Source organism: Ruegeria sp. P8 (assembly GCF_056534665.1).
Genome location: NZ_JBQERC010000046.1, coordinates 1 through 3,556, shown reverse-complemented (window position 1 = coordinate 3,556; position 3,556 = coordinate 1). Strand labels below are relative to the sequence as shown.

Below are 3,556 nucleotides of genomic sequence, written 5' to 3'. Positions count from 1 at the left end.
AATACTTGCGCCCCGCGAGTCTCACAGCAACTTCATCCAGATGCCAGACATCACCTGGACGGTTCAGTCTCTGCCGCAGATTTCGAGCTACCGCCGGCCCGAATTTGATGACCCAGCGCCGAACAGTTTCGTAAGAAGCATCGCGCACGCGCTGCAGCAGCATCTCTTCAACTTCCCGCAAGCTCAGATTGAAGCGAACGTACAGCCACACCGCGTGCGCGATGAGCTGAGGCGGAAACCGGTGGCGCTTGTAGCTGATTGACGATGTCTTCATCAATGTCACCTACAGCCAATGTCAAGCATCAGCAGCCTAACGACAGTTAATGTGACAACACCGTTGGATCCCACCTAATCGCGTTTTTTGACCGATAGACAATCAAGCCTTATGCCGAAACAAATGTCTGCCGCCTTCACCTTTGATAAGGTTGATCGCATCGTGCATGATCTCGTCAATGATCTGTTCTGCAGGTTTCGAGGTTCTTATGATACCCACACCTTCGCCGACAATACCGGGAACGATTGACGGATTTCCGGAATTCTGAGCATCGTTCCAAAGTCGTCTTTCGACATCCAAGCCGGCGTCTAGCGCGGCTTCTCGACCATGCCATTTACTGACAAAATCATTTCGACGTACCCGGATTGAGTATCGGTCCGGCCAAGAATAACCGCGAATGATGTCGGGAACCGAGGTTCGAACGGTTTCATCCCCTGATGCGCGCAAGATGTCGCTGAGAATCTGCGGATGGATCAGCGCCTCATCTGCAGCAACAAACCGAGTTCCTATCACAACGCCATCTGCGCCAAGCATCAGGGCCGCAGCCAGACCGCGACCATCGCCGATACCACCGGCGGCGCAAAGTACAGCCGAACTGTTCGATGCGTCAATTTTATCCGCCACTTCGGGCACAAGCGCGATCGTGCCGCGCACCTCGCCGTGGCCACCAGCTTCGGCCCCCTGAGCCACAATGACATCGGCGCCAACCGCAATGGCACGCAGCGCGTCCCGAAGTGTCTGGATTTGGCAGATAAGCGGAACGCCCGTCCGTTTGATCCTGTCGGCAAAGGGTGCAGGATCACCAAAGGACAGAAAGACCGCGGCTGGCCCGCGCTCCAGCACGTAATCGAGCAGAGCGGGCTGCTCTGCCAGCTTCCATGTGATCAGACCGCACCCGACAGGGGTGGTTCCGGCTGCATCGAACTGTTGCGCAATCCAGTTCCGATCCCCGTAACCCCCGCCGACCAACCCAAGCCCGCCCGCCTGCGTCACAGCCGAGGCCAACGACCCACCCGCAACAAACGCCATTGGCGCCTGAATGATCGGGTGGGACAGGTTCAGGCGCTCGGTCAGCCGGGTTTTCACGTGGCCGTCTTTCGGTAGTCGACAACCTGCAGCCCACCGATGCCCCAGTTGTCCAGATCGACCTCGTCAATCACGACGACAGTGGTTGCCGGGTTTTTGCCCAGCACCTCGTGCAACAGTTCGCGCACTCCGGCGATCAGCTTTGCTTTCTCGCTCTGGCTTGGGCCGGTTCCGTCAGGACCACCTTCACGGGTTACTTTGATATTCACATATGGCATGGTTTTAATCCTTCCTTGGAACGTAGGAGAAGACCTTGGTGACAATCCGCCAGTCATTGCCGTGGCGGACAAGGGAAAGGTAATCCAGATAATCGCGCCCCATCATCGACATACGGGCCATGACATGGGCCAGCCTCGGACTGCCGAAGGAGATCTGCAATATCTCTTCATCGCGCGGGTCACCGCGCTTGGCTGGCGGTTCACGCTGATCCACACGGGTCATATAGCTCTCAAGATCCAGATACAGCTCATCCCCTTCGGTGGCGCAGATATAGGCCAGTTTCGGGTGAAACACCTGTCTCAGGGCGTTGCTGTCGGCGTGATGAAGGCCCTCGAAATAGGCCTCCATCAATTCGACCACAGCTTTGTGATCGGCCGGGGTCATTGGATCAGCCCTTCGGCGCGCATCGCCGTTTGTGTTGCGGGACGTGCTGCCACCCGCTCGACATAGGCTTTCAGGTTTGGCCAGCCGGACAAATCGATTTCCGTAAAATTTGCCCAGTTCGAGACAACGAAAAGATATGCGTCCGCGACCGAAAACTTTCCGTCCACAAGGTATTCCCGCCCATCGGCCAGTATGTTTTCGACCTGATTGAATTTTGTTTTGACGATGCTGCGCGCCTTGGTTTTTTCGGCGTCGGTGGAATCACCCTTGAACAGCGGGCTGAAGGATTTGTGCAGATCGGCCGCCACAAAACTCAGATATTCCTGAACCCGTGTACGGGCCATCGTTCCGTTTGATGGTGCCAGATCAGAGGACGGGTTCTTATCAGCAAGATATTGAAGAATAGCGGATCCCTCCCTGACAAGTTCACCGTCGTCCAGCGCAAGTACCGGCACATATCCTCGGGGGTTGATGGATCTAAAATCCGCGCCGGATTCAGTGCGGCCAGCCGCGGTATCAACGGCCTCAGTTTCGAAGGGAGAGCCGATTTCGGTCAGCACGATGTGGCTGGCAAGCGAACATGCGCCCGGTTTGTAGTAGAGTTTCATGGTATTCCTTTCTGGGGATTACTGGTGGCACCATAGACATGGAGAAGGGCATATCCGTTGACAACTAGGTTTCTGATGGTTACTTAAAAAATAGAGTAACCCAACAGAAACCTGGTAACGCCTCATGGCCCTGAAGATGCGGAACAACCGAAGCCCTGCGCCACCCGAACCCTGCATGCTGACCGAATGCATGGCTGTGATTGCAGGTGCCTGGGCGCCGAACGTGATCTGGTCGTTGCGGGCCGGGCCGCGCCGCTTTAGTGAACTGCGTTCGGATATTCCGCCGATTTCTGCCAAGGTACTTTCGGCCCGTTTGTCGGAACTGGCTGCACGAGGTGTGCTGGTCCGCCATGTCCGGCGCACGTCGCCCCCCTCGACGGAATACAGCCTGACCGAGCTTGGGGCCGAATTGATTCCGGCCCTTGACGCGATTGTTCAGGTCGGCCACCGACTGAAGGCACGACAAAGTAGTCAACAGGGGGCAGATTAAGTGGTCCCGTCTTCTCGGACAGTTTTGCAGCAAATCTAGGGTCAGGATTCATTGGTTTTTGTTGTGCCGCGTGCTTCACAGCTCCGAAAACGGAGCGGTGACATGAGTGGTTTTTTCTGGCTGATCGACGCGCAAATGGCGTGTCTCGAGCCATTCTTTCTGTGTTGTCACATTAACTGTCGTTAGGCTGCTGATGCCCGACATTGGGCGGAGGTGACATCGATGAAGACATCATCAATCTGCTACAAGCGTCACCGGTTTCCGCCTCAGCTCATTGCGCACGCGGTGTGGCTGTACGTTCGCTTCAATCTGAGCCTGCGGGAAGTTGAAGAGATGCTGTTGCAGCGTGGGATCGATGCTTCTTACGAAACTGTTCGGCGCTGGGTCATCAAATTCGGGCCGGTGGTTGCTCCAAATCTATGGCAGAGACATGGCCGCCCAAAGATGACTGGCATCTGGATGAAATTGTCGTGGACATTTCAGGTCGCAAGTATC

The 3,556-nt window shown here is 55.9% G+C and carries 5 protein-coding genes and 2 pseudogenes; 2 read left to right on the top strand and 5 right to left on the bottom strand.

The window, feature by feature from the left end; translation table 11 throughout:
* The 5 genes and pseudogenes from ACR0BZ_RS19730 to gstA form a co-directional block, all read right to left on the bottom strand.
* Positions 1–274 (bottom strand): annotated as a pseudogene (locus tag ACR0BZ_RS19730) (IS6 family transposase); the annotation flags it as partial.
* A 102-nt stretch (positions 275–376) separates the two neighbouring features.
* Entirely contained in the window at positions 377–1,360 is a 984-nt protein-coding gene (locus tag ACR0BZ_RS19725) for an NAD(P)H-dependent flavin oxidoreductase (protein ID WP_480921069.1), read from the bottom strand.
* Complete coding sequence (locus ACR0BZ_RS19720; protein WP_480921068.1) at positions 1,357–1,578, bottom strand: tautomerase family protein; 222 nt, start codon at positions 1,576–1,578, stop codon at positions 1,357–1,359. Before ACR0BZ_RS19720 ends, ACR0BZ_RS19725 begins: the two co-directional genes overlap by 4 nt.
* A 4-nt stretch (positions 1,579–1,582) precedes the next feature.
* Complete coding sequence (locus ACR0BZ_RS19715; protein WP_480921067.1) at positions 1,583–1,963, bottom strand: nuclear transport factor 2 family protein; 381 nt, start codon at positions 1,961–1,963, stop codon at positions 1,583–1,585.
* Entirely contained in the window at positions 1,960–2,571 is a 612-nt protein-coding gene (gene gstA, locus ACR0BZ_RS19710) for a glutathione transferase GstA (protein WP_480921066.1), read from the bottom strand. Before gstA ends, ACR0BZ_RS19715 begins: the two co-directional genes overlap by 4 nt.
* Before the next feature lie 124 nt (positions 2,572–2,695).
* On the opposite strand from gstA, the gene ACR0BZ_RS19705 reads away from it, so the two are divergent.
* Both ACR0BZ_RS19705 and ACR0BZ_RS19700 read left to right on the top strand, forming a co-directional pair.
* The gene (locus ACR0BZ_RS19705; protein ID WP_480484960.1) at positions 2,696–3,061 is read left to right on the top strand and encodes a winged helix-turn-helix transcriptional regulator; all 366 of its coding nucleotides are present in this window, start codon (positions 2,696–2,698) and stop codon (positions 3,059–3,061) included.
* 222 nt (positions 3,062–3,283) lie between these two features.
* A pseudogene (locus tag ACR0BZ_RS19700) lies at positions 3,284–3,556 on the top strand (IS6 family transposase); the annotation flags it as partial.